Origin of the sequence: Parabacteroides timonensis (assembly GCF_900128505.1) — a bacterium.
GTDB lineage: Bacteria > Bacteroidota > Bacteroidia > Bacteroidales > Tannerellaceae > Parabacteroides > Parabacteroides timonensis.
Genome location: NZ_LT669940.1, coordinates 1,502,826 through 1,525,549, shown reverse-complemented (window position 1 = coordinate 1,525,549; position 22,724 = coordinate 1,502,826). Strand labels below are relative to the sequence as shown.

Here is a 22,724-nt window from a genome sequence, read left to right as displayed (position 1 = left end):
CTGATATGAAAAACACTTTTTTGACTGTATGTCTTTGTCTATTAGGTATCTTCTGTGTAAATGCAGCAGAAAAACCGTTAATTTTATTATCTCCGGATGGAATATTGAAGGTGGAGATACGAACAGAAAACGGACTATTGGCCTATTCTGTTTACCGGGCAGACCAGTGTTTACTGAAAGACAGTAGATTGGGTATGCGATTGGAAGATGGAACCCAATGGGGGACCGATACACATATCCGTTCGCAGAAACGTAAAAATATTTCAGAAAAAATTGTATCGCCGCACTATCGGTTGCCTTCTTTTCAATCAGTCTGTAATGAATTAGATTTGAAGATGAAGGGGGATTATGGAATTCTATTCCGTGCTTATAATGAAGGTGTAGCCTATCGTTTTTATTCAGCGGGGAAGAAATCCATGATCATTCAGGGGGAATTGGCTGAGTTTAATTTTGATAAAGATTATACGACTTATATGGCCTATTCCACTGCTGCTAAAGGAAAAGATCCCTATGCCATGGCTTTTCAGAACTTGTATGTGAAGGCTCCATTAACCTCCTTCGATACGGAAAATGTAGCATTTCTTCCGGTAACAGTAGATTATGATAATGGAGTGAAACTGACAATAACAGAATCGGATCTGGAAGCCTATCCGGGTATGTTTATAAAAGGAGACGGCCAGACAACGTCATTGAAAGGCGAGTTTGCTCCGTATCCTTCCCGCATGGATTATCATCCGTGGCGACATATGAGTTATGTTGCCGAACGTAGTGATTACATTGCAAAATCAACCGGAACACGAAGTTTCCCCTGGCGTATTCTAGCCGTTTCGGAAAAAGATACTCAAATGCCGGTCAACAATATGGTTTATGCTTTGGCTTCTCCCAATCGTATCGGTGATTGCTCCTGGGTGAAAGGTGGTAAAGTGGCTTGGGATTGGTGGAATGACTGGGGGATTTCCGGTGTCGACTTCAAAGCCGGTATCAATATGGATACGTATAAGTATTATATCGATTTTGCTTCTGAAAACAATATAGAATTTATTGTTCTCGACGAAGGATGGTATGATCCGAAAGTAGGAGATATGTTGACAGTTATTCCCGATCTTGATTTGCCGGAACTTGTTCGTTATGCTAAAAGTAAACAGGTCGATATTATTTTGTGGACTGTATTTAATGTTCTCGATGAACAGCTGGAAGCCGCATGCAAGAAATATTCGGAAATGGGAATCAGTGGTTTCAAGGTCGACTTTCTCGATCGGGATGACCAGACAGCAGTAGAAATGGTTTACAGGATTGCTGAAGCAACTGCTAAATATAAGTTGTCGCTCGATTTGCATGGAATCTATAAACCGACAGGTCTTAACCGTACTTATCCGAACATTATCAATTTTGAAAGTGTGTTCGGTATGGAAGAAATGAAATGGAGTACAGTTGAAAAAGATATGATGCAATATGATGTGATAATGCCTTATATCCGTATGATGGCTGGCCCGGTCGATTATACTCCCGGAGCGATGAGGAATGCTTCTAAAAAAGATTTCAAAGATATTTACTATAACCCGATGAGCCAGGGTACACGTTGTCATCAGTTGGCAGCCTATGTCGTACACGACTCGCCATTGACAATGTTGGCTGATAACCCGACTATATATCGGAAAGAAAAAGAGTGTACCGATTTTATAGTCAGTATTCCTAATACCGGAGTGGAAGAAACTCGTATTCTCCAGGGCACGATGGGAGAATATATCGTATCGGCCCGTCGTGTGGGAACTGATTGGTACATTGGTGGAATGACAAACTGGGATTCGCGTGAAGTTACTTTGGATCTCTCTTTTCTTGGTAACGGTAACTATACAGCTACCATATTTAAAGATGGAGTGAACGCAGCCAAGCAGGCTACTGATTATAAAAAAGAAGTAAAAACAGTTACTTCACAAACTCAACTAAAACTGTCGATGGCGCCAGGAGGAGGTTTCGCTATTTCATTAAAACAACAACAATAGTGTAGGATTAGTCAAAAACAAAATATTTGCGTTATGCTGAAAGAATTATTATTTACATCGATCCCTATTATCGGTTTGTTTGCCTGTCAGTCTATTCCGGATAAATATACATCCACAGAGCCGATCGTAGAGGTCCCGTTTACTGAAGTACATCTGACAGATAATTTCTGGGCTCCCCGTATCGAAGTAAACCGGACTGTATCTATCCCGTCTGCATTCAAACAATGTGAGTTGAACGGACGTTTCGATAACTTTGCCCTTGCCGGCGGACTTATCAAAGGCGAACACAAAGGCGATTTTCCGTTCGATGATACTGATCCGTACAAGATCATTGAAGGAGCCTCTTATTCTCTGGCAGTTAAATATGATCCTCAATTGGATGCCTATCTGGATAGTGTCATCACACTGATTGGTGCCGCCCAGGAACCGGATGGCTATCTGACTACCTGCGTAACGAATAAATGTGAACGGCTGTCGCGTTGGTGGGGGAAGGAACGTTGGGAAAAACTAAACAGCCATGAACTCTATAACTGCGGTCACCTGTATGAAGCAGCCGTAGCTCATTATCGTGCTACCGGTAAACGTGCTTTACTGGATGTCGCTATAAAAAATGCGGATCTGGTTTGTCAGGTGTTCGGTCCGAATGAAGGGCAGAAGCGTGTTCCGTCAGGGCATCCTATTGTTGAAATGGGGCTGGCTAAAATGTATAAAGTGACAGGTGACCAGAAATATCTGGATATGGCCCGTTACTTTGTGGAAGAAGCAGGACGCGGTACAGACGGTCATCGATTAAATGCATATAGCCAGGATCACATGCCTATCCTGGAGCAGGAAGAGATTGTCGGTCATGCCGTACGTGCCGGTTATCTTTATTCCGGAGTGGCCGACGTTGCCGCTTTGACAAAAGACTCTGCTTATTTTAACGCTATCTGCCGTATCTGGAATAATATGGCAACCAAAAAACTTTATATAACCGGTGGAATCGGTTCGAGAGCACAAGGTGAAGGTTTCGGACCGGAATATGAATTACATAATCACAGTGCTTATTGCGAAACATGTGCTTCTATCGCCAATGTATATTGGAATCAACGTATGTTCCTGGCAACCGGTGATGCTAAATATGTGGATGTACTGGAACGTGCTCTATATAACGGTGTAATCTCCGGTGTTTCTTTGAGTGGAGATAAATTCTTCTATGACAATCCGCTGGAATCGATGGGACAGCATGAACGTGCTCCTTGGTTCGGATGCGCCTGCTGTCCGGGTAATGTAACCCGTTTTATGGCCTCTGTTCCGATGTATATGTATGCCACTCAGGAAAATAGCATTTTTGTGAATCTGTACATCGGTAGCAACAGTAAAGTGAAACTGGGTGAAAATGAAGTTGAATTGGATCAGGAAACTGAATATCCATGGGATGGAACGGTTAAATTAACAGTTACACCGCAAACTGCTGCTAATTTCGCATTAAAACTGCGTATACCGGGTTGGGCTGAAAATGAACCTGTTACCGGAAGCGACTTGTATACTTTTACATCCAAAGAATCGGATAAATATCAGGTGAAAGTGAATGGTAAGGCTGTTAAAAGCAAAGCGTATGACGGCTATGTTTCTCTCGAACGCCAGTGGAATGCCGGTGATGTAGTAGAAATATCTCTGCCGATGGATGTTCGCCGTGTCAAAGCACATGAGAAAGTGAAAGCAGACGAAGGTTTGTTGGCTATCGAACGTGGTCCGGTCGTTTATTGCCTCGAAGGAGTGGATCAGTCAGACCACCATGTCTTCAATAAGTATCTTCCGGAAAATGCCTCTCTGTCTTATACATTTGAAAAGGACAAATTGAACGGTATCGTAGAATTGGAAGGTACAGCCAAAGAGTTGAATCGTAATGACGACGGTACTATCGAAGAAAAAGACGTACCGGTGAAACTAATCCCTTATTCAACTTGGAACAATCGCGGTAATGCAGAGATGGCTGTCTGGATACCGGCGTCTGCCGATTATGCAAAACCGACTCCGGAACCAAGCATCGCCTCCCGTGCCCAGTCATTTACCATTGTCAGTGCACCGATCCAGAAGGATGGTCTGCCTATCGAACGTCGTGAGTATTGTTATGGTGTAAACGATCAGTGGGATCCGAAGAGCTCGGACGATATGTCGAAACCCTATCATTATTTCTGGTTGAAGACAGGTTCGGAAGAAGCTATCGAATATGTATTCAATCAGCCTGAAACAGTAAAGAATGTAGAAGTCTACTGGCTTGAATTCGATCATTACGACGGTAACTATCGCGTTCCGGCTAACTGGAAAGTGCAATATAAGGAAGGAAACACCTGGAAAGACGTGAAGGCTAAAGGTGAATACGGTTGTAAGAAAGATTGTTACAATTCGGTCGACTTCGAACCCGTCACAACTTCCGGTCTGAAACTTGTAATCAACTTACAGAAAGGTGAATCGGGCGGTGTGATCGAATGGAAAGTTAACTAAAACATCATAGACTGTTATACACACACTTTTTGTAGATTAAGTATTTGATTTGAGAACAATGCAGGCTTGACGTGAGGTCAGTGCCTGCATTGAAAGTTTAAATGTCTGTTATACAACATACCATTTCAGATACAAAGTTAATTGTATGGTGTTAATTTTACACCACGATAGAATAAGTATGAAAACATACACTTAATAACTAATAACATGAAAAGTATCCTGGTAATAACACTAGCCGGCTTATGTCTGGCAGGAAGTGCACAAACACATGACGGGGGATATCCGATCACTCCTGTTCCGTTCACTTCCGTGAAAGTAACCGACAGCTTTTGGGGACAACGTCTGAAAGCCAGTCGTGAAGTGACAATACCTTTAGCATTCAGTAAATGTGAAGAAACCGGCCGTTATGATAACTTCTATAAAGCGGCTCATCCCAGTAGCGAGTATAAGGTCGGTGGCCTGGCTTTTGACGATACGGATGTTTATAAGACCATTGAAGGTGCCAGTTACTCCATGCAAACTTATCCGGACAAAAAGTTGGCCAAATATATCGACAGTGTATTGACGGTAGTTGCAGCCGCTCAGGAACCCGACGGATATTTATATACCTCTCGTACTATGAACCCCGAGCATCCGCATGAATGGGCCGGTAGTAAACGCTGGGAAAAAGTGGAAGACCTGAGCCATGAATTTTATAATCTGGGACACATGATCGAGGGTGCTATCGCCCATTATCAGGCTACCGGAAAAAAGAACTTCCTTAACATCGCCATCAAGTATGCCGATTGCGTGGAACGGGAAATAGGGGATAAGCCCGGACAGCTCGTTCGCGTTCCCGGCCATCAGATCGCAGAGATGGCACTGGCTAAATTATATCTGGTGACGGGACAACAGAAATATCTCGATCTGGCTAAATTCTTCCTCGATAAACGTGGATATACTACCCGTACCGATGCTTATAGTCAGGCTCATAAGCCTGTTTTGGAACAGGATGAGGCAGTCGGCCATGCCGTTCGTGCTGCCTATATGTATTCAGGGATGGCAGATGTTGCCGCGTTGACCGGTGATACCGGATATGTACATGCCATTGACAAGATATGGGATAATGTAGTAACCAAGAAATTGTATGTTACCGGAGGTATCGGTGCTACCAGCCACGGTGAAGCATTCGGTGAAAATTATGAGTTGCCTAATATGTCTGCCTATTGCGAGACCTGTGCAGCGATCGGTAACGTGTATTGGAACTATCGTCTCTTCCTCCTTCACGGCGAATCTAAATATTACGATGTATTGGAACGCTCCTTGTATAACGGATTGATCTCCGGAGTATCTTTGGATGGAGGCGGTTTTTTCTATCCGAACCCGCTGGAATCTATCGGTCAGCATCAGCGTCAGCCCTGGTTTGGATGTGCCTGCTGTCCGTCTAATATCTGCCGTTTTATTCCTTCTTTACCCGGATATGTTTATGCCGTACACAATAAGGATGTATATGTCAATCTGTTTATGAGTAACACATCTGAGCTGAATGTAGAAGGAAAGAAAGTGACCTTGGCCCAGACTACCGAATATCCCTGGAACGGCGATATCCGCGTATCCGTTTCTCCGAAAGGAAAACAAAACTTCACCTTAAAGATTCGTATACCGGGCTGGGTACAGGGTGAAGTCGTTCCGAGCAATCTATATTCATTTACTGATAATAAGCAGTTGAATTATTCTGTAAAAGTGAATGGAGAAACATTCAGAAGTAATCTCGATAAGGGTTATTTTGCTATAAACCGTCTGTGGAAAAAAGGGGATGTCGTAGAAGTTCATTTCGATATGGAACCGCGTACCGTAAAAGCCAACTCGAAAGTAGAAGCCGACCGGGGAAAGATCTCTGTTGAACGTGGTCCGCTCGTTTATTGTGCCGAATGGCCTGATAACGACTTCAGTGTACTGAGCGTATTTATGAATCGTAAACCGGAATTCACGGTAGAACGTAAACCGGAACTTCTGTATGGTATCGACGAACTGAAAACACAAGCACAAACGTTGGGGTACGATGAAAACGGTCGCCTGGTTACCAAAGATGTCACCCTGACCATGATCCCTTATTATGCCTGGGCACATCGCGGTACCGGTGAAATGTCCGTTTGGTTGCCGCAGGATGTAAGTGCAACCCGCCCGGTAATGCCTCCGACGATCGCTTCAAAAGCAAAAATCACAGCCTCTCATATGGTAAAATCGATTTCTGCTATTAATGACGGTCTGACCCCGAAGGATGAAAACGACCGTACTGTCCCTTATTATCATTGGTGGCCTCAGGAAGGTACTACCGAATGGATCGCATACGAGTTTGAACAACCGCAGGAAGTCTCTTCCACTACTGTTTATTGGTATGATGATGCCCCCTGGGGAGGTTGCCGTATCCCACAAAGCTGGAAAATTTATTATAAAGATGCTTCCGGTAACTGGCAACCCGTAGAAAACTCCACTCAATATGGAGTAGCCAAGGGAGATCCTAATACAGTCCGTTTTACACCGGTAAAAACTTCAGCAGTTAAACTGGAAGTGGTACAACCGGAGAAAAACTCTGCAGGCCTTTTTGAATGGACTATAGAATAGTTTGGATTTTTTATATGTAGTAGATAATGAAAAGATTAGTATTGCTAGTAGCTCTGGGTACCGGATTATTTGCCGGTGCCCTCAGGGCTCAAGGCACGGCAGACGACTATGCCCGTGCCTTTTCTTTACCTGAGAAGTTTAAAGATGCTGTTCCTTATTCGAACATGAATCCTCGCTGGATAGGCGACTCTCATCGTTTCTGGTATGTACGCAACACCCCGGAAGGTGAAAAGTACGTGATTGTCGATGCTGATAAAAAAACACGTATTGCCATGCCCGACACCATGAAGCAACGCCTGCTCACGGAAAATACCCGCCATTGGCCTAACCGCTACTGGGCGGAAACGGATGAGGAACGTACAGGCGATTCCATCCCTTCTCCGGATGGAAAAAGGATTGCTTTCGTTAAAAATAGCAATGTCTATGTAAAGGAAGTAGCCACCGGACAGGAAAAAGCCCTGAGCCTGGATGGTGCTCCCGGTGAGTATTACTCTGCCTATATCAGTTGGTCGCCCGACTCCCGGAAAGTGGCTTCTATGAAGATCCGTCCGGCAGAAAAGAGATATATTTATTTCGTAGAGTCATCACCGAAAGACCAGTTACAACCCAAACTGCATAAACGGGAATATGCCAAACCCGGTGATGCCCTTCCTTTCCGTGTTCCCCATATTTTTAATGTGGAGACAGGAGAGGTGAAAGCACCGTCGACTGAACTCTTTGCCTCCCAGTTCGATGTACACGGACTGGATTGGCATAAGGACAGCCGGTCACTTCTTTTTGAATATAATCAGCGCGGGCATCAGGTTTACCGGGTATTGGAACTTTCTGCCGAAACAGGTAAAGTTCGCCCTATCGTAGAAGAAACAAGCAACACCTTTGTCAATTACACCCGTTATTTCCGCAAAGACTTGGCTAACGGGAATGAACTGATCTGGATGAGCGAGCGCGATAACTGGAACCATCTTTATCTGATAGACCGCCAAACAGGACAGGTAAAACAACAGATCACCAAAGGCGAATGGTATGTGCGTAATGTGGTTGAGGTGGATGAAACAAACCGCGTGATCTATTTTGCCGCCAGTGGAATGGTGAAAGATGAAGACCCTTACCTGGTACGCTACTACCGTATCAATATGGACGGTACCGGCCTTACTTGTCTGACTCCGGAAGAAGGCACTCATACAGCCTGGTTTTCGGCTGATAATAAGTTCCTGGTCGATACCTGGTCGAAGGTCGACAAGGCTCCTAAATCTGTTTTGCGCAGTGCCAAAGATGGAAAGGTGGTCATGCCGCTTGAAGAATCCGATCTGACAGAATTAAAGAAACGCGGATGGATTGCTCCTGAGCCTTTCGTAGCTAAAGGACGCGATAACGAAACGGATATATGGGGTGTCATTTTCCGTCCGACCAATTTCGATCCGTCTAAGAAATATCCGGTACTCGAATATATTTATGCCGGCCCCGGAAGTGCCTATACACCGAAGGAATTCCGGTCATTCTACTGGTTCCATCAGCAAATCGCCGAATTAGGCTTTATCGTTGTCCAGTGCGACGGGATGGGAACATCTTTCCGTAGTAAAGCCTTTGAAAGTATTATCTATAAGAATCTGAAAGATGCAGGTTTCCCGGATCGTATTGCCTGGATGAAAGCGGCAGCACAAAAATATCCTTATATGGATATCGATAAGGTAGGTGTGTTCGGTGGTTCGGCCGGAGGTCAGGAAGCAATGGCTGCTGTACTTTTCCATCCTGAGTTCTATAAGGCTGCTTATGCCGGATGTGGCTGTCACGACAACCGGATGGATAAGATCTGGTGGAACGAGCAGTGGATGGGATATCCGGTCGATAGCAGTTATGTGGCTTGTAGTAATGTGGAAAATGCCCATTTATTGACGCGGCCATTGATGCTGATGGTCGGTGAGATGGATGATAATGTAGATCCGGCTACAACCATGCAGGTTGTCAATGCCCTTATAAAAGCAAAGAAAGAATTTGAACTGGTAGTCGTACCGGGAAGCAACCATACGCTGGGAGGTGAATATGGAGACCGGAAACGTTTGGATTTCTTTGTAAAACATTTACTGGGAGTAACTCCTCCCGACTGGAATAACTGGTCCCCAGTAAAGAATGAAAAATAAGTAATTGCCTGATAAGTAAAAGGCCGGAAAATAACTTCCGGCCTTTTTTGATCGCTTAACATATTAAATATAGGTTCTCTGAACTTTATCAATTCAGTTTGAATCGTAACCCTAATTTCACACCGAACGACATCACTTTCACCTTATCGGTTACATTCGAATTCAGCATGCCGTTGTAAGGAATACCTTGTCCGACGATCTTATTTCCTTCGGGATGATAAGATGCAGGAGAGGAGAGTAAACCCTGGTCTTTTTTCTTCTTCATGTTGGTAAAACCATAGTCGATATAGCCACCCAATAGCAAGTCGATATCTTTGTCTTCGTTCAATGATATCAGGAAACCTAATTCAGCTGTTCCTGCTACGCCTAACTTCAGTTTGTTCTTGCCGCTCCAGTCGAGTTGGCTGCCCGGATCATTGATCGTGCCGAATCCATGATGAGGCACGGGCGATTCGGAAGGAGAACCTACATCAGACGGAATATGCGGGTAATATCCCGACACATTCAGTTCACTGGCCGTGTTATCCTGTACTTTGTATTTTGTCTGGACAGGGAGTTGAAGTTTAACACCCAGCCCGGCATACATTCCCCAGTTTTCTTCTTCGCCGAAACGCGTTTGGTACATTGCCATCAAAGGTATATCCAGAAGAAAAGCTGTTTGCTTTTCTTCCAGGCCTTTCAGTCGGGCACGCAGTTCGAACTCACGCGGGTGACCGGAGAAGTCGTCGTCATCTATCATGTTACCCAGCTTCATATACTTGTCGTCCGACATATCTCCTCTTAGCCTGCCTACGGTTGCATAACGGGAGATACCTACGCCGGTAGCAACCCCCCAGTGGGGATTGAAAAAGTAACTGTAACGGATATCGACTTCATAACCGAGTTTATTGTCGCGGTTGCCTTTTTCCTGAAAGCCCTCGATTTGATAATTCAGATCATAGCGTAAGGAAGAGGAACCCACACCGCCGGAGACGGTGAGGTAGGACGTTTTAGTCTTTGTTGTATCGCGTTGTTCTTCACGATATTCACGCTGCTGCTGACGCTGTTGCTGCTGGTTGTTGTTATACTGGCTACGTTCTCTGCCCCCCGTTCCCTGCTGAGCGGAAACGGTGCTGACCAGGCAGCCGGTGGCAAGTAATAAAACCGTTTTTCTTATATTGGAAATCATCTTGATCATATTCAGGTTCTTTTATTTGATAATAATTTTGTGAGTTGTTGTTCTTCCGGATTCTGTCGTAACCTTGACGATATAGCTTCCTGAAGCCATATCGGTAGACAGGGTAGTTTCCCATGTCTTCATCTCCAGTCTGTTTACGATCTGTCCGTTCAGGTTGTATACCTCTACGACAGCCGATTCAGGAGTTTCATCCGGTGCTCCTGTCTGGATCGTGATCGGTGTGTTCTTGTTGACCATCGTCGGATAAACACGGGTACTCTGGAACTGTGTCAGTGTCTCGAATGTGATCGGACAGCTTACCACATAGGTATCATCGGCACGATATGCCTGTATGAAGTAGGTACCCAGCAATCCTTCCGGTACGGAATAATAGATAGAAGTACCGTTTTTGTCGATCTTCTGTCCATCCTTATACCACTGGAAGCGTACAAACTCGTTATCCTGATTGGTGATGTATAGAAACTCGTTCCATTTCACCAGGATACGCAAACCATTCTTGCTAACCGTTACCGTGCGGCTGCTCTCCATTCCGCAGTCACCGTATACGTCTACATAATAGATCCCTTCCTTTTCCGGAGTCAATGCTGCCGTGTAGCTGTCAGAAGTCGCACCTGGTATAGCCTCCTCGTTGAAGAACCACTGGTAGCTCAGGTTAATACCGATAGCTTCGACCGATAATGTGAAGGCGTCGCCATCACAGACATTTATCGATTGAGGCTGGCGGGTAATCATAGTCGTTTGCAATACTTCGATCTCAAACGGATGAAGTTCTACCAGCCCCGGATCGCTCTTCTTACGTACATACACATTTCCTGTATAGATCCCTTTTGCAATGATACTACTAACAGGAACTGTAAGGTAATTCGGAGTTACGTCTCTATATTCGGTATCCTTGAAGCCGGCATTGAGGGCTTCATCGGAAAAGCGTACAGAGTATTCGAGGATATTGTCCGGGTCGAGTAATTGAACAGGTATTCTGAATTCACCTTCTACGCTACAATAAGGAGCGATTTTACCCAGGCCGATCAGTCCTCCGTCGCGGATGATGATCGTGTGGATGTATGCCGGTTCGGTATAATATTGTTCTGTTGCGATACTTTCACCGTTGTAGAGTGTCAGCTTGTAAACATTGTAGACGTAGGTGCCTACCAGTGTATGCGCTTCACCTTTATTGAAGGTATAACGTTCGGTACGGGCAACAGTCTCTTCCAGAGGATAATGATAGTCTGCAGGTGTGGCTGTATATTCAATCTCCCAACGGTCATAAGTAACGTTGTTGAAACCAACCGGGCGAATCTGTACGTATACCGGTGTGCCTTTATTCACGGCTGTTGTAGTCAGATTGTCCACATCCCGGAAGTCTTCAAGCTTATTGGAAGCAGTAGATACCGACCATTGCAGAGCACCTCCCGGTCCCGGACCTGGACCTTCTCCGTCACAAATAACAATGGTATGTCTATACGGAGAGTTATTATAGTCGTATGTTTCAACGATCTGGTTGCCATACAAATCGTACAATGTTAACTTGGTTACTGTATAGATATACGTACCTTTTTCAGTATGTGCTTCTTTATTATTGAAACTGTGACGTTCTGTCTTCAGTGTCGGATTCATGCCATAGTAATGTTCCACAGGCGTTACGGCATATTCGACATCCCAGCGTTCGAAGGTGATACCGTCATATCCGACTGGACGGATCTGTACAAAGACAGGAGTACCGTAATTCACGGAAGTTGTCGTCTGGTCGTCCACATCCTTGAAATAAGGTAGTTCGTGCGTAATGGTGGATACCGACCATTGCAGGACTGGGTCTTTTACAACCGGTTCGGACAAAATAATCACTTTATGCGTACAGGAGGCATTACGATAAATATAAGAGGTAACCTCTAATCCGTTTTTATACAATATCAGCCTGGTTACATTATAATAATAGGTACCTTCCAATGTATGGGCTTCTCCTTTGTTAAAATCGTAGCGTACTGTTTTACCTATGGCTTCGTCCATCGGATAGTGATAACTGTCAGGTGTTGCTGCATATTCAATCGACCAGGTATCGAAGTCTATATGATCGAGTTCAATCGGACGAATCTGTACATAGACAGGAGTTCCCACCATAACAGTTGTTGTGGAGTTGTTTTCCACATCGTTGAATTCATAGATTTCCGGAGTCGTCTTAGATACCGACCATTGTAATTTCAGTGTGGAGCTAGATTCCCACTGGGCATAAAGGTCGATATTTTCAGTAATGGTGAAGGATGCTCCGGGCTGATAAGCTGTACCGGTTCCATCGGCATTAGTTGTCCATTTAATAAAGATGTGGTTCGGACGTTGCGGTAGACCGGTAGCCGGATAAGTGGCAGTTATTACTTTACCTTCGTCATAAGTTTGTTTATACGTTTTATCCGGATCGAAATTAGAATGATAGGTTACCTCTAAAGCATCTTCTTTCCATAACGCTTTATATTTTTTATTTTCCGTTATGACAGCCGAACTTACCCAGTCCTTCTCTTCTGCATCGTCTGTTACCCACTTGTGGAACTGTTTTCCGTCGGGATGAACAAGCTTGTCTGCAGCAGTGGTAGGACTGCTAACTTTGCCCCCGTGATTGGTCACTTTATAATAATAGGTCGTTTTACCGTCTTCCAGATTATAGTAATCGGTACCAACGTAATTGTTCTCTCCTAAATCTTTCCAGTTTCCGCCGTTAGCATTGAAGCGAACCCAAAGAATTTCGATAGAACCGGAATCGGAAAAATCGTCATTAGCAGTAATACGTGTGTTGTCATTTTGGTCTTTATTTAACAGATCGCTTAAAGTTGAGTTATCGACAGTATCGTCTGCGAGGCCACTAGGTAGTATATCTACCAGGCTTTTATCATTCGGTAAGATCGGGATTGTTCTAATAACACTATAAAGATTCTCATTTGTTCCGTCCCATCGTGGGTCTCCTGCCTTTTTATTACCATAGGCGATTGGCTTCGGATCGGCTAATCCGAAAATATTAACCAGGGGTTCTCCGATGATATTTCTCCCTGTTTTAGATGTCCATGAAGCGGATGTAATAGCTGGATATATATCAGGATATCCACCGGAATAACTATACGTACTTTCATTTCCACTGATAATGTTGTTTCTTAAGGTAGCCTTTCCACTGCCATATACGGAAATACCTCCTCCGGCATTTCCGGAAGTGGCTGTTCCTTTTAGCGCTATATTTTTAATAACTGTATTATTTTCGAATATAACTGTAGCTTTTGTATCGACTTCTATGGCTCCACCTCCGTCAAAACCATCAGCTGTATATGTCCCTTTGCGTTGATCACCTCTTGCTGTATTTCCGTAAAATGTATTATTTCTCACCTCAGCATTGACCAGATATTGTCCGACAAATGCGATTGCTCCTCCTTCATCAAAGGCACTGTTTCCTGTAAATGTACTGTTTGATATATTGATCTTAGGTCTGTTCGGATAACTGCCTCCGGCGTTATGATGGTAAAAATAGATTGCACCTCCGTCTGCAGTATTTCCAAGTTCACCAAACGAATCAATTTCATTCTCAACAAATTCACAATTTTCGACAATGAATTTTTCAGGATAAGCATCCTTCACCGCGATAGCACCACCTCCTGCTGCACCATCTTTAACAGCTGTACAGTTCGTATTCTTGTAGAACCGGCTGTTTTTAAATGAAATGATCTCTGCAACGTTGACTGTAATGTAAATGACACCGGACGGATTTGCCCAGGAGCCTCTGGCGAAATTGTAAGCAAATGTACAATCCTCTATCTCATAAGATGTAGATCCTCTGGTATAAATAGCAGATGCCCCGCCATATACATCTGTTACTCCCAGTGAGATGAATGACGACTCTTTGACCATCACTTTTTTAGCAGTAACACTTAAACCACACGATACGGGTCTCATTTTGGATAGGAGACAGTTTTCGACTTTCAAATATCCGGAGAAACCTCCTGTTATTCCACCGCCGATTTTAGAAGCATTCGGACTCCAGTCTTTTGGAAACTCCCCATTGATCAGGTCCGTATCTTCCACTAATCCGGTGAGGATTATATTTTGAATGGTCAGTGTGCCTTCCCCTGATCCGCCGATACTGAAATGATCTTTACCGACTGCTGCTTTCAGTGTTAAATTTGCTCCGTCTACCGTTATCTTTGCCGATGAATTTATTATTAAACTTATGGCAGAAGCCTGGCTGTTAAAATCAGTGACGAAAGCGTCTGTCAGCGTAAACTTACTATCTGTGGATGCTGCACTGACCATAGTCTGTAATTCTGTAACTGAATTTACATTTGTGTTTGTTTGTGCTATGGTGGGCACTGCAGTCCATAATACTATCTGAAATAGTATGAATAAAATTTTTCTCATGTTCCTCTCTTTTGTTCAAATCTGCTTATAAGCAGATAAGTGAAGGGGTACCCCTTCACTTAGTTAATTCTAATAAAATAAAGTTTTATATAACTACCTTTTCCTTTACGGGGATAGGTATAACACGCTTATTGCGTGCAAACCGGAATTATCAATTCAGCTTGAACCGTAACCCTAGTTTTACACCGAACGACATCACTTTCACCTTATCGGTTACATTCGAATTCAACATGCCGTTGTAAGGAATACCTTGTCCAACGATCTTATTCCCTTCCGGATGATAAGAAGCAGGAGAGGAGAGTAATCCCTGGTCTTTTTTCTTTTTCATGTTGGTAAAACCGTAATCGATATAGCCACCCAATAGCAAGTCGATATCTTTGTCTTCGTTCAATGATATCAGGAAACCTAATTCAGCCGTTCCTGCTACGCCCAGCTTCAGTTTGTTCTTGCCGCTCCAGTCGAGTTGGCTACCTGGATCATTGATCGTGCCGAATCCATGGTGAGGTACCGGTGACTCGGAGGGAGAACCTACATCAGACGGGATATGTGGGTAATATCCCGATACATTCAGTTCACTGGCTGTGTTGCTCTGTACTTTGTATTTTGTCTGGACAGGGATTTGTAGTTTAACACCCAGCCCGGCATACATTCCCCAGTTTTCTTCTTCGCCGAAACGCGTTTGATACATTGCCATCAAAGGTATATCCAGAAGAAAAGCTGTTTGCTTTTCTTCCAGGCCTTTCAGTCGGGCACGCAGTTCGAACTCACGCGGGTGACCGGAGAAGTCATCGTCATCTATCATGTTGCCCAGCTTCATATATTTGTCGTCCGACATATCGCCTCTTAGCCTGCCTACGGTTGCATAACGGGAGATACCTACGCCGGTAGCAACGCCCCAGTGGGGATTGAAAAAGTAACTGTAACGGATATCGACTTCATAACCGAGTTTATTGTCGCGGTTACCTTTTTCCTGAAAGCCCTCGATTTGATAATTCAGATCATAGCGTAAGGAAGAGGAACCCACACCGCCGGAGATGGTGAGGTAGGACGTTTTAGTCTTTGTTGTATCGCGTTGTTCTTCACGATATTCACGCTGCTGCTGACGCTGTTGCTGCTGGTTGTTGTTATACTGGCTACGTTCTCTGCCCCCCGTTCCCTGCTGAGCGGAAACGGTGCTGACCAGGCAGCCGGTGGCAAGTAATAAAACTGTTTTTCTTATATTGGAAATCATCTTGATCATATTCAGGTTCTTTTATTTGATAATAATTTTGTGAGTTGTTGTTCTTCCGGATTCGGTCGTAACTTTGACGATATAGCTTCCTGAGGCCATATCGGTAGACAGGGTAGTTTCCCATGTCTTCATCTCCAGTCTGTTCACGATCTGTCCGTTCAGGTTGTATACCTCTACAACAGCCGATTCAGGAGTTTCATCCGGTGTTCCTGTCTGGATTGTGATCGGTGTGTTCTTGTTGACCATCGTCGGATAAACACGGGTACTCTGGAACTGTGTCAGTGTCTCGAATGTGATCGGACAGCTTACCACGTATGTATCATCGGCACGATATGCCTGTATGAAGTAGGTACCCAGCAATCCTTCCGGTACGGAATAATAGATAGAAGTTCCGTTTTTGTCGATCTTCTGTCCATCCTTATACCACTGGAAGCGTACAAATTCGTTATCCTGATTGGTGATGTAGAGGAATTCGTTCCATTTCACCAGGATACGCAATCCATTTTTGCTAACCGTCACCGTGCGGCTGCTCTCCATTCCGCAGTCACCGTATACGTCTACATAATAGATTCCTTCCTTATCCGGAGTCAATGCTGCCGTGTAGCTGTCGGAAGTCGCACCCGGTATAGCCTCTTCGTTGAAGAACCACTGGTAGCTCAGGTTAATACCGATAGCTTCGACCGATAACGTGAAGGCGTCGCCATCACAGACATTTATCGATTGAGGCTGGCGGGTGATCATAGTTGTCTGCATTACTTCGATCTCAAACGGATGAAGTTCTACCAGACCCGGATCGCTCTTCTTACGTACATACACATTTCCTGTATAGATACCTTTTGCAATGATATTATTAACAGGAACTGTAAGGTAATTCGGAGTTACGTCTCTGTATTCCGTATCCTTGAAGCCGGCATTGAGGGCTTCATCGGAGAAACGGACAGAGTATTCGAGGATATTGTCCGGGTCGAGCAATTGAACAGGTATTCTGAATTCACCTTCTACGCTACAATAAGGAGCGATTTTACCCAGGCCGATCAGTCCTCCGTCGCGGATGATGATCGTGTGGATATATGCCGGTTGGGTATAATATTGTTCTGTTGCGATACTTCCTCCGTTGTAGAGTGTCAGTTTGTTTACCGTATAAACATAGGTTCCGACTAACGTATGCGCTTCACCCTTGTTGAAGGTATAACGAACTGTTTTTGGAACCGCTTCTTCCAGCGGATAGTGATAACCGACAGGAGTAGCAGTGTATTCAATTTCCCAACTATCGTAGGTCACATTGTTGAAACCAACCGGACGGATCTGTACATATACCGGTGTTCCTTTGATAACAGCGGTTGTAGTCAGATTGTCCACATCCCGGAAGTCTTCAAGCTTATTGGAAGCGGTAGATACCGACCATTGTAACGATCCGCCTGGTCCCGGACCTGGGCCTTCACCGTCACCGATCACGATTGTATGTTTGTACGGAGAATCATTATAATCGTATGTTTCAATTATCTGGTTACCATACAGGTCATATAATGTCAGTTTGGTTACTGTATAAATATAAGTTCCCTTTTCAGTATGAGCTTCTTTGTTGTTGAAGCTATGACGTTCTGTCTTGATAATCGGATTCATTCCGTAATAATGCTCTACCGGAGTTACCGAGTATTCGATATCCCAACGTTCGAAAGTGACACCATCATATCCAACCGGACGAATCTGTACAAAGACAGGAGTACCGTAATTCACGGATGTCGTAGTCTGGTCGTTCACATCTTTAAAATAAGGCAACTCGTGGGTAACGGTGGAAACAGACCATTGCAATGCTGGGGTTTTTATTTCCGGCTTCGCTTGGATAACAACTGTGTGTGTGCAAGATGCATTGCGATAATTATAGTTGGCAACTTCTGTTCCATCCTTGTAGAGGATTAGCTTTGTTACATTATAATAATAAGTTCCAGGTAACGTGTGAGCTTCTCCTTTGTTGAAATCATAACGTACTGTTTTGGATATGGATTCACTCATAGGATTATGGAAATCTGCCGGAGTGGCTACATATTCAATCGCCCAGGTATCATAATCGATACTATTAAGATTTACCGGACGGATTTGTACATAGACCGGTGTTCCTTCCATTACCGTTGTAGTACTGTTAGTTTCTACATCGTTAAATTCATACAGTTCATTAGTCGTTTTAGATACCGACCATTGAAGTTTTTCCAAATCTCCCTCTACAATCAACGGATCACCCGGTTTAGGTGCTTTGAATTTACAATTGTAGAAACTTCCGTAATTGGAGTTTGTAACATTATTTCCATCATCTTCAATCGCATCATAGATCGAATATTCGTCGGAGAAATCGATATTGTGTAATCTTATATATTCCGGGTTGGTTGCCGGTAGATTAATCTTACTTCCATTGTACTTAATCAAACTACCTTCGGCTCGTTGGATGATCGGATCTTCTACGGAATTTACAGCAACAATGTTTGTTTGTTTTTGGCTGAAATAATTCGGAATAGTGAAACCGCCTACCTGATTATCCTTACTTATTAATTTAATAAGCTTAGGTTCCGGCAATGTACAACTATCTTTAGCAGCTCCGGCAAATAAGGTATTTAAGTTTTTAAACGGATCGCTCATTGAATTAAATACAAGATATGCTCCTGTCGACGCATCCATATATACAGGGTCATTGTTATAAGCAGAAGGAGATGCAACCGGAGGATTTGCTAGTTCTTTTGATACAATAACATCATAATATGAACTGCTATTGGCATTAGGCTTAGCACGGAGTTCCAGGTATTTATAATCATTAGGAAAAGATATTCCAGTACTACTGTATTTCCATAAGCGTATTTTTTTCCCTTCTGGCAGGTCTAATTTTCCGTCAAATACAATATTTCTACTTCCTGGATTTTTATTGGCATGAGAACTAGAACCTGTTATGGATATATAATATGCAAAGTCCCCTATGTTGTTTATTTTAAGATTTTTAAAATAATGTCCATCGCCTAGGTTTATATTAATAGGGGCGTAATTACGATATAATTGACCACTTTCTATTGTAAGATTTATGTAATATCTTTTATAATTAGGATTTCTATTATCGTCTGCAATTTTATCAAAACCTTCTACCAGATTTAAGACAGAGTGTGAACTCGAAGTACCATCTCCAATATTTCTGAATATGATATCTTTTAGAATAATATTGTCGAAAGAATTGATTGTAATAAAATAGTAGTTGTTTTTCTGATTGGATCCGGAATTGGTTGATCCATTATCTTGTTTGGTTACATGTCCCCAAAATGGCATATTTCCTCCGTCAAATACGATGTTTTCAACAACTGTATTCGCTAGAAATTTATATTTAATGTGACCTTTGTTTTTACTATATACACCATTCCAAAATGCATAATTGGGACCTATTATTGTCGCTTCTGATTCAATATTTTTATTACCTGTTCCAATAAGTTTTAATCCATCTTTATAAAATGAAGATTCTCCTGTGTTTTCTGTTGGTACATATATTCCTGAATCAAAAAAGATAGTATAGTTAGGTTGTAGAAGCTTAGATGGAATGCGGGCAGCATTTGCAATGTTTGAACCAAAGCCATAACTAGTCGCAGTTACTCGTTCAATAGTACAAGTATATCCTTGTCCATTATAAGTAACTGTATGTTCAGCACCATTTGTATATTGTTCGTCTTGAGTTATAAAATAATTTTGTGTTCCATTATAATTAATCGTAGGTTCGTTAACGGCTTTTCCAACTGTCACAGGAAATGTCGTATTATCCAGTTTTGCCCCAGCCGGTAGCGCAGGATTTTTGTCCGTCACCATTGTTCCGTCAAAAGTTACACCTGTAGATGCTTCAGTGGCTTCCGCTATTTCTGCAGCTTTAATAGCAACCTTGATTGTCTTGCCGTGATCTTCTTTTTTGAATGTATAATTCAATGTCGCACTTGTTTGACCGGCTATCTCTTGGCTACCGATATACCACTTGTAGGTATGTCCTGTAGAACCATTCGCTTTGAATTCTACGGTCAATGTGATTTGATCTCCTTCGTTTAGAATTCCACTTGGCATGCCTGTCAAGCTTGTAATAGTCGGTTTTCCGATCACTTTGATCGGTACCAGATTGCTGGATACTGTTCCGTCGAAACATTGCAATAATTTCCCATCATCTTTGTAAGATAGAGTAACACTGTTTAAAGTAATTTCTTTGCCGTCTAAAGTCCATTTGGTAGGAGTTCCTCCACTAGTACTGAAGTGGCTTCCCAAATTGACGTTGTTCCCCTCCGGTATTGAAGGTGAGCCGTTGGGGATAATTGATAATTGTGCAAAAAGTACCCCTGCTAGATGAAGTAGCAGTAATAAAATAAAGTTCTTTCGTATCATGTTAAAAAAATTAGTGGTATAGTAATTTATCTCAAATGTATATTAAACTTTTTTTGCGCACAAATGTTAAAGTAGTGATTAACGCAGATTATGAAATTTATTGTTTGGTAAATCCGATGTGATCGTAATGTAAACATAAATGATTGATATGTATACAAATAATCCAGGCTTGAAACTTCAAAGGCTATGTGAAATAATGCTACTTTGTGTCTAAAGAATAAACACTTTTGAAATTCTTGTATTATTTAATTTTTTTTAAAAAGAGGAATAAATACTCTTATTCTTTATTGAAATTTTTGAACTATTCAATGTTTGAATAGAGGTTTTTTATTACTCTGCTGGAAGTTTGATAGATAGAATCTATTAATATATAAAAATTATCTGTTTGACAGATAGTTACATATGCTGTATCTTTGCAGTACAAGAAAAATAAAAACGTATAACATATAAAAAATAAGAATTATGAAAACATTAGATTATTTGCATTTAGATGCATCAGCAGCAAACAAAGTAGTAGAAGCATTACAGCAGTTATTAGCCGACTATCAGGTATTCTATACAAACCTTCGCGGATTCCATTGGAACATTAAGGGACATGGTTTCTTTGTCCTTCACAGTAAATTTGAAGAAATGTATGACGATGCAGCCGAAAAGGTAGACGAACTGGCAGAACGCATCCTGATGTTAGGAGGTGTACCGGTAAATAAATTCAGTGAATATCTGAAAGTAGCAAGAGTAAAAGAAGTATCAGGTGTTTCTTGTGGTGATGAAGCGCTGGAAAATATCCTGAATACTTACGGACAATTTATCGCCGAAGAGCGTAAACTTCTTTCACTTGCATCAGAAGCCGGTGATGAAGCTACAGTAGCGTTGATGAGCGATTATCTGAAAGAACAGGAAAAATTAGTTTGGATGTTAGTAGCTTATTCCACTTGCGATTGCAAGAAGTAATGAGAAATAAGTATAAGTATTAATAATTCATTCGTTGCGTTAGGGAAGAGGATACCGTGAGGTATCCTCTTTTGTTTTGTATATCAACCGTTTTAACTTTTATGAGAACCACAATTCTTTTATTTTTGTTACTAATTATCTTATTAAAAAATCAATGTTATGGAAACAATGCGAAAGAAAGAAAAGACAACTCATAAAGGAGTGTTGAGTTATATGGATTATCTTGAAAAAGATAAATATGCATCCGGTAAAAAGGGAACTGCCGGCTTATACAAGGCAACCCGTAACCAGTTTGCATTATTTCTCGGTCAACGTAAATTGAATTTAAAGAAGGTGAATACCCAACTAGTAAATGATTTTGTCGATTATCTGCAATCCTTATGCCTGAGTCGTAATTCGATAAGTAACTATACCAGTATACTCAGGACTGTATATAATAGTGCAGTATCTGAAAATTTAATTGTTCCAAAGGAAAATCCTTTTCAAAAGCTACGTTTACGACCGGTTCCATCTTATAAACGTTCAGTAGGGATGAATGTGATAAAGGAAATGACACAAATGAATTTGAAAGGTAATAAACGCCTGGGTTTTGCACGCGACCTGTTTCTGTTTAGCTTTATGGCTTGCGGGATGGCTTTTGTCGATCTGGCCCATCTGACCCGTAAGAATCTACATGGGAATGTATTGGTTTATTATCGTGTCAAAACTAAAACAGAGATTCGTGTGACGATTACTGCGGGAATGCGTCGTTTACTTGATAAATATATGGAAGAAAATTCTGTATTGTTATTCCCTATATTGAAATCGGAAGATGCATCTTATGAATCTTATAAAGTGGCGTTGCGTACCTACAACCGTCGTTTAGGAGCTATTGGTGACAAACTTTCTAATCCTGTAAAGCTGACTTCGTATGTAGCCCGTCATTCCTGGGCAATGTGTGCAAAAGAGAAATCCGCATCAGTGGCAGTAATAGGGCAGGCTTTGGGACATACTTCAGAGAAAACGACTCGTTTTTATCTGAGTAATCTGGATCAATCGGTGATTGATCGGATTAATTTGAAAATCATTGGCTTTGTAGAAAAATGGATTGAAGAAAATCAATTTAGAAATTGACGCTTATTTATAGAATAAGGGTCATTGCCTTAAAACTAGTGGTGAAAAATCATTTATAAATCTATCCCTATACCACAAAAGGCTTGAAAATCTAAGACAGGGCAAAAGTAAAAAAATTAAATCGATAAAACTTTAGTCGGAAGAAATTTTGCGTCTTAAAAAAGATTAAAATTATAACAAGTCCGTTTATTTTCATGAAAAAGTGATGTTGAAATAGCTATAAATGAATATGTTATAAAAATCAA

General features: G+C 42.2%; 10 protein-coding genes. 6 read left to right on the top strand and 4 right to left on the bottom strand.

Features of this window, described 5'->3' with window-relative positions; genetic code table 11:
• Window positions 1-5: 5 nt before the first annotated feature.
• The 4 genes from BQ7394_RS06615 (at window position 6) to BQ7394_RS06600 (ending at window position 9,232) form a co-directional block, all read left to right on the top strand.
• Window positions 6-2,003 (top strand): glycoside hydrolase family 97 protein, encoded by a 1,998-nt coding sequence (locus BQ7394_RS06615; RefSeq protein WP_075556643.1) that lies wholly within the window; start codon window positions 6-8, stop codon window positions 2,001-2,003.
• A 33-nt stretch (window positions 2,004-2,036) separates the two neighbouring features.
• On the top strand, window positions 2,037-4,490 hold the full coding sequence (locus BQ7394_RS06610) for a glycoside hydrolase family 127 protein (RefSeq protein ID WP_075556642.1): 2,454 nt from the start codon (window positions 2,037-2,039) through the stop codon (window positions 4,488-4,490).
• 207 nt (window positions 4,491-4,697) lie between these two features.
• A complete protein-coding gene (locus BQ7394_RS06605; protein ID WP_075556641.1) occupies window positions 4,698-7,094 on the top strand; it encodes a glycoside hydrolase family 127 protein in 2,397 nt (798 codons plus the stop codon).
• Between the two features lie 26 nt (window positions 7,095-7,120).
• Window positions 7,121-9,232, top strand: a complete 2,112-nt coding sequence (locus BQ7394_RS06600) for a S9 family peptidase (protein WP_075556640.1) — start codon at window positions 7,121-7,123, stop codon at window positions 9,230-9,232.
• Window positions 9,233-9,320: 88 nt separating this feature from the next.
• On the opposite strand, the gene BQ7394_RS06595 is transcribed toward BQ7394_RS06600, so the two are convergent.
• From BQ7394_RS06595 to BQ7394_RS25375, 4 genes are all read right to left on the bottom strand, one after another.
• A complete protein-coding gene (locus BQ7394_RS06595) occupies window positions 9,321-10,409 on the bottom strand; it encodes an outer membrane beta-barrel protein (protein WP_075556639.1) in 1,089 nt (362 codons plus the stop codon).
• 12 nt (window positions 10,410-10,421) lie between these two features.
• Complete coding sequence (locus tag BQ7394_RS06590; protein ID WP_075556638.1) at window positions 10,422-14,795, bottom strand: T9SS type A sorting domain-containing protein; 4,374 nt, start codon at window positions 14,793-14,795, stop codon at window positions 10,422-10,424.
• Window positions 14,796-14,946: 151 nt separating this feature from the next.
• Window positions 14,947-16,035: an outer membrane beta-barrel protein gene (locus tag BQ7394_RS06585; protein ID WP_075556637.1), complete on the bottom strand. Its 1,089-nt coding sequence runs from the start codon at window positions 16,033-16,035 to the stop codon at window positions 14,947-14,949.
• Window positions 16,036-16,047: 12 nt separating this feature from the next.
• Window positions 16,048-20,415: a T9SS type A sorting domain-containing protein gene (locus BQ7394_RS25375; RefSeq protein ID WP_082211687.1), complete on the bottom strand. Its 4,368-nt coding sequence runs from the start codon at window positions 20,413-20,415 to the stop codon at window positions 16,048-16,050.
• Window positions 20,416-20,877: 462 nt separating this feature from the next.
• Here BQ7394_RS25375 and BQ7394_RS06575 point away from each other — a divergent pair, with 462 nt between their 5' ends.
• Both BQ7394_RS06575 and BQ7394_RS06570 read left to right on the top strand, forming a co-directional pair.
• Entirely contained in the window at window positions 20,878-21,366 is a 489-nt protein-coding gene (locus tag BQ7394_RS06575; RefSeq protein WP_048318171.1) for a Dps family protein, read from the top strand.
• A 159-nt stretch (window positions 21,367-21,525) separates the two neighbouring features.
• On the top strand, window positions 21,526-22,479 hold the full coding sequence (locus tag BQ7394_RS06570) for a tyrosine-type recombinase/integrase (RefSeq protein WP_075556636.1): 954 nt from the start codon (window positions 21,526-21,528) through the stop codon (window positions 22,477-22,479).
• Window positions 22,480-22,724: the final 245 nt, after the last annotated feature.